Raw genomic sequence first — 5,420 nt, forward strand, 5'->3', positions numbered from 1 at the left:
CTCCCGCGACATCGACAGCTTGTCGCGCTCGGGCAGCTGCATCACCATGCCGAGCGCACGGCCGCGCGGGATGATGGTCGCCTTGTGGATCGGGTCGGTGGCGATGACGTTGAGGCCGACGATGGCGTGGCCGCCCTCGTGGTAGGCCGTCAGCATCTTCTCTTCCTCGGTCATGACCAGCGACTTGCGCTCGGCGCCCATCATCACCTTGTCTTTTGCTTCTTCGAACTCGCTCTGGGTCACCATGCGCTTGTTGCGGCGCGCGGCCGTCAGCGCCGCCTCGTTGACAAGGTTCATCAGGTCGGCGCCGGAGAAGCCAGGCGTGCCGCGTGCAATGGTCTTCAGGTTGATATCCGGCGCCAGCGGCACCTTGCGGACGTGAACCTTCAAAATCTGCTCGCGGCCGACAACGTCCGGATTGGGCACCACCACCTGGCGGTCGAACCGGCCCGGGCGCAGCAGCGCCGGATCGAGCACGTCGGGACGGTTGGTGGCCGCGATCAGAATCACGCCTTCATTGGCCTCGAATCCGTCCATCTCGACCAAGAGCTGGTTCAGCGTCTGCTCGCGCTCGTCATTGCCGCCGCCGAGGCCGGCGCCGCGATGGCGGCCGACGGCGTCGATTTCGTCGATGAAGATGATGCAGGGCGCGTTCTTCTTGGCCTGCTCGAACATGTCGCGCACGCGCGACGCGCCGACGCCGACGAACATTTCGACGAAGTCGGAGCCTGAAATGGTGAAGAACGGCACGTTGGCTTCGCCCGCGACCGCGCGTGCGATCAGGGTCTTGCCGGTGCCGGGAGGTCCGACCAGGAGCACGCCGCGCGGAATCCGCCCGCCGAGCCTTTGATACTTTCCGGGATCGCGCAGGAACTCGACGATCTCCTGCAAATCCTGTTTAGCCTCGTCGACGCCGGCGACGTCCTCGAAGGTGACGCGGCCATGCGCCTCGGTCAGCATTTTTGCGCGCGACTTGCCAAAGCCCATCGCCTTGCCGGCGCCGCCCTGCATCTGGCGCGACAGGAACACCCACACGCCGATCAGCGCGATGAAAGGCAGCCAGGAGACCAGCAGCGACACGAACCACGGCACGTTGTCGCCGGGCGGTTTTGCGGTGATCGAGACCTTGCCGTTATACAGGCGCGACACCAGCGTCGGGTCATTGGGCGCATAGGTCTGGAAGCTCGAGCCGTTGGTAAAGGTGCCGTGAATCTCCGGCCCCTGGATCACCACGTCGCGGACGTGATTCTGGTCGACTTCGGTCAAAAGCTGCGAGAACGAAATGTCCTGCGAGGACGCGCGCTGACCCGGATTCTGGAAGAGCGTGAACAATGCCAACAGCAGCAGGACAATAATGACCCAGAGGGCGAAATTGCGCAGATTGGCGTTCATCGAACTTCCTTACGTGGCCGCGCGGATCGCGGCCTTATGTCCTTGGGTCGGCACGGATGAAATCCCGAAAAATTCCATCGGGGTCGGCTGGTGGTAATCTAGGTGCCGCCCCCATCGATGCCAAGGGAACAGCGAAGGACTATTTAGCGCATATTAGCCGCATTCCGGCTCAAATAATGGCGGCGGAACGGCTGTTTTCCCGCGGTGGTTAAGGCCGGATGCCCGGTTTGCGCCAACCTCAATTCATCCGGCGGCGGCGTGGCGGCGCCGGATCGATGCGAATGCGGCCATCGACAAGGCTGACCAGCGCGCCGGCGAGGGTCTGCTTCAGCCTGATTCGGCGCTTTGCATGCGCCGTTTCCGCACCAGCCCGGTCCAGCGCCGCCAGCAGCGCCTCGACCTTGCCGAGCTCCGCCGGACCCTCATGGCCGACCCGGTCGATCCTGCGCAGCAACAAGCGGACCCGGATTTCCTCCGAGAGCGCGGCAAAGGCGTTGGCGTCAAACCCCGCATGATCAGGGTCCCGCTGGCCGAGCGCCAGATAACGCTCGGCGCCATCGGCCAGAATCTCCAGCGCCGCATTGGCGCGCGCCAGGCGCGAGGCCAGCCGCGTCAGATTGCGCGCATCAAAGCCCTCGGCGGCCAGCGCCGGCATCAGGGCCCGCAAGCGCGGCCGGGTAAGACTGGTATCGCGGTTGGTCGGATCCTCGGCGAAGCCGATCCCGGCCTTCTCCAGCGTCGCCACCAGCCGCGCCTTCGGGATCTGCAGCAATGGGCGCGCCAGCACCACGCCGTCGCGCTGCGACTGCCGCGCCATCGCGGCGAGGCCGGCAATGCCGCTGCCGCGCGCCATCCGCATCAAGACCGTCTCGGCCTGATCGTCTCGTGTGTGCGCGGTCAGGATATGCGTTGCACCCGCCGCCCGCGCAGCCTTGGCCAGCAGGCGATAGCGCGCGTCCCGCGCCGCCGCCGGCAGTCCAGTTTTGGGTTTTGCCCCGCTCCAGCGCAGGGTGCGATGCGGCACATCCAAGGTTTTGGCTAAACGCTTCACGTCACGCGCCTCGCGCGCAGCCTCGGCGCGCAGGCCATGGTCGATGGTGACGGCGATGAGATGCGGACCGCGCTTGGCGGCGCGCCGCCAGCGCGCGGCGAGCCACATCATCGCGACCGAATCGGGCCCGCCGGAAACCGCAAGAACGATCGCCGGCGCGGCCTTCCAGTCCGCGAACAGACATTTTGCATCCTGCACCGAGATCGGCGAATGGTCGTCGTCAGGCATTTGTCGTTGCCGCTGCGCTGCCTCAAGCAAGACGTCATACGCGGGCTTGACCCGCGTATCCATCCCATCTCAATCGAAGTCGTCATCCTGAGGCGCTCGCCGTTCTTCACGGCGAGCCTCGAAGGATGCGGCCACGAGCGCAAACGGCCATCCTTCGAGACGCCGCGCAAGAGCGCGGCTCCTCAGAGTTTGTGAATCTATTCGAATTTCGACGTTTCTGCGGGTCCTAAGTCTTTGATTTGACTCATGTCGGAAAACGCAAAAATCAATAGATTCACAAGCTCTCAGGATGACGGCGAAGCTATGTTGCGGCCGCTTAACTACGTCCGCGGCTTCAGCACTTGACGCGCTTCTGCTCACGATCCACGGCCTGCTTGACCCCGCTGGAGGCGCGGGGATATTTCCGCGTCACCTCGCCGAGCGCGGCGCAGGCGGCTTCCTTCTCGTTCAGGGCCGCCAGCGATTGCCCGAGCCGCAAGAGAGCGTCCGGCGCTTTTGCGGAAGCGCCGAATTTGGTCGTGACCCCGAGAAAGGACTCCGCGGCGTCACGATATTTCTGGCGCTGGAAAAAACTTTCACCCAGCCAATATTGCGAATCCGCGAGCAGCGGATCGGCCGGATATTTTTGCGCGAAATTGCGCATGGTCTCTTCGGCCAGCGCGTAATCCTTGCGCTGCATATAGCCGATGCCGAGATCGAATTCGTCCCTGGGGGTCGCCGACGGCGGCAGCGTGGTCAATGCGGCGGTTGCACCGGGCCCGCGCTGGGGTAGTGCGCCACCGGAATCGCGCGGAACGCCGGCGGTGTTGCCGAGATCGAGCGGCTCCCCTGCCCCGCGTCCTCCGGGAGCGCCGACCGCTTCGCTTGGGATCGGCAATTGTCCGCCGCCGAGCGCGCGTGGCGCGCCCGGCGCGTTCGGATTCTGGCCGGGGTCGAAGGCATCGCCGCGGCGGCGGGCTTGAGTTTGGGGCGCCGGCGGCTCCTGCACGATCGGCGCCGGCGCCGCAATCTGCTGATCGTAAGGCTGCTGCTGAACCTGCGGCTGCCGCGGAGCCGGAACCGGTTGCGCAGGAATGGCCGCGACGTTTGGTTGCGCGACGGCCGGCTGGCCGGGCGCCGGCGATCCTCCCATCTGCCTCAGGCGATCTTCGAGCTGCCGGTTGCGGTACTGCAACTCCTCGTTCTGCCCGGTGAGCTGACGCAACTGGTTCTCCAGCTGCTGGATCCGCAGTTCCGGATCGACCTCGTAAGCTTGCTGAGCAACCGCCTGCGAGCCGGTCGCGAGCATCGCGGCGACTACGGCCGCGCGCGCAGCAAAGAAAAATCTGGAAGACATGTTGGCCTGACGAATGAAATTGGCGTCACATCGAAGCACGCCACATTGAGGCAGGGAGTACGCCAAAAATGTGACTGATGCCAGCCGGCCTCGAGTATCCTTATCAAAGCATCAAGCGGCATGACCGGCAGGAGATCGCCGGCGAGCGCAGGAGATCAGCATGCATGTGCTCGTAAACGGCGTACGCCTGTTCTTCGACGTCGAGGGCGCAAGCCTGGTGCCCGACGGCCCGGTGATGCGGGAAAAGCCGACCTTGCTGATGCTGCATGGCGGCCCCGGCGCCGACCATTCGATCTACAAGCCGGACTATTCGGCTTTGGCGGACATCGCCCAGATCGTCTACCTCGACCATCGCGGCAATGGCCGCAGCGAGGATGGCCCCAAGAAGGCATGGACCCTGGCGCAGTGGGGCGACGATGTGCGTGCGTTCTGCGACGCCCTGGGCATCGTCAATCCGATCGTGCTGGGCGCGTCGTTCGGCGGCATGGTCGCGCTGGCCTACGCGACGCGCCATCCGGCGCATGCTTCGAAGCTGATCCTGATCAGCACCGAGGCTGCCGGAGGCTCGCATAGGGAGCGGCGCGTGGCGCTGTTCGAACGCTTTGGCGGGCCGGAAGCCGGCGCTTTGGCACGCCGCCGGTTCCTGGAGGTGCAGGGCCATGATGAGGATTCGCTCGCCGCTTGGCGACGATTGGCCTTTCCGCACTATTTCCGTACCCCGCGTCATCCAGATGTGGCGCGCCGCGCCGTCAGCCGGTCCGAGGTGCTGCAATGGTTCACCAAACCGGGCGGCGAGAGCCAGACCTTCGACATGTTCCCGGACCTTCATCGCATCCGGTGTCCGACCCTCATCATGGGCGGTGAAGACGATCCGATCCATCCGATCGAGAGCCAGGCCGAACTCGCAGCAGCCCTGCCGGCGCATCTCGTGCAGTTCGAACGGTTTGCGAATTGCCGCCACGCCGTGGTCCCGGATGCGCCGGAACGCGCCATGGCGGTGATGCGGGATTTTATCGAGCGCAGATAGCACTGCGCCAAAACAAAACCGGCGCCCCATTGGAGCGCCGGCGATAACTGATTAGGAGCGGCCGCTCAGGAGCTGGCGTTCAGCACCGTGACCGCGCGGCGGTTCTGCGACCAGCAGGAGATGTCGTTACACACCGCGACCGGGCGTTCCTTGCCGTAGGAGATCGTCCGCATTCGGTTGGCGTCGATGCCGCGCGAGGCGAGGAAGGTGCGCACCGACTGCGCCCGGCGCGCGCCGAGCGCGATATTGTATTCACGGGTGCCGCGCTCATCCGCATGGCCTTCGATGGTGAAGGCATAGCGGTTGTAGCTCTGCAGCCAGCGCGCCTGCTTTTCCAGGGTCGCGATCGCCTGCGGCGACAATTCGGTCTGGTCGCTCTCGAAGAA

The 5,420-nt window shown here is 65.0% G+C and carries 5 protein-coding genes; 1 reads left to right on the forward strand and 4 read right to left on the reverse strand.

Annotation, left to right across the window (positions count from 1 at the left end; translation table 11 throughout):
- The 3 genes from ftsH to ybgF form a co-directional block, all read right to left on the reverse strand.
- Window positions 1-1,392 (reverse strand): ATP-dependent zinc metalloprotease FtsH (gene ftsH, locus VGP39_RS07695; RefSeq protein WP_327567511.1); only part of this gene is annotated, 1,392 nt, incomplete at its 3' end.
- A gap of 238 nt (window positions 1,393-1,630) precedes the next feature.
- Window positions 1,631-2,671 carry a tRNA lysidine(34) synthetase TilS gene (gene tilS / locus VGP39_RS07700; RefSeq protein WP_327567512.1) on the reverse strand — a complete coding sequence of 347 codons (1,041 nt, stop codon included), beginning with the start codon at window positions 2,669-2,671 and terminating at the stop codon, window positions 1,631-1,633.
- Between the two features lie 334 nt (window positions 2,672-3,005).
- Window positions 3,006-4,007 (reverse strand): tol-pal system protein YbgF, encoded by a 1,002-nt coding sequence (gene ybgF, locus VGP39_RS07705; RefSeq protein ID WP_327567513.1) that lies wholly within the window; start codon window positions 4,005-4,007, stop codon window positions 3,006-3,008.
- A 160-nt stretch (window positions 4,008-4,167) separates the two neighbouring features.
- Between ybgF and VGP39_RS07710 the strand changes: the two genes are divergently transcribed.
- Window positions 4,168-5,034 (forward strand): alpha/beta hydrolase, encoded by an 867-nt coding sequence (locus VGP39_RS07710; protein ID WP_327567514.1) that lies wholly within the window; start codon window positions 4,168-4,170, stop codon window positions 5,032-5,034.
- 65 nt (window positions 5,035-5,099) lie between these two features.
- Here VGP39_RS07710 and pal read toward each other — a convergent pair.
- The coding region (gene pal / locus VGP39_RS07715; protein WP_327567515.1) for a peptidoglycan-associated lipoprotein Pal at window positions 5,100-5,420 on the reverse strand (321 nt) is incomplete at its 5' end.

The sequence above is a fragment of the Bradyrhizobium sp. genome (assembly GCF_036009065.1).
Lineage (GTDB): Bacteria > Pseudomonadota > Alphaproteobacteria > Rhizobiales > Xanthobacteraceae > Bradyrhizobium.

Excerpts from the sequence above, each read along its gene's own strand:
- tilS (WP_327567512.1), bottom strand. The coding sequence starts at position 2,671 with ATGCCTGACGACGACCATTCGCCGATCTCGGTGCAGGATGCAAAATGT.
- ybgF (WP_327567513.1), bottom strand. The coding sequence starts at position 4,007 with ATGTCTTCCAGATTTTTCTTTGCTGCGCGCGCGGCCGTAGTCGCCGCG.
- VGP39_RS07710 (WP_327567514.1), top strand. The coding sequence starts at position 4,168 with ATGCATGTGCTCGTAAACGGCGTACGCCTGTTCTTCGACGTCGAGGGC.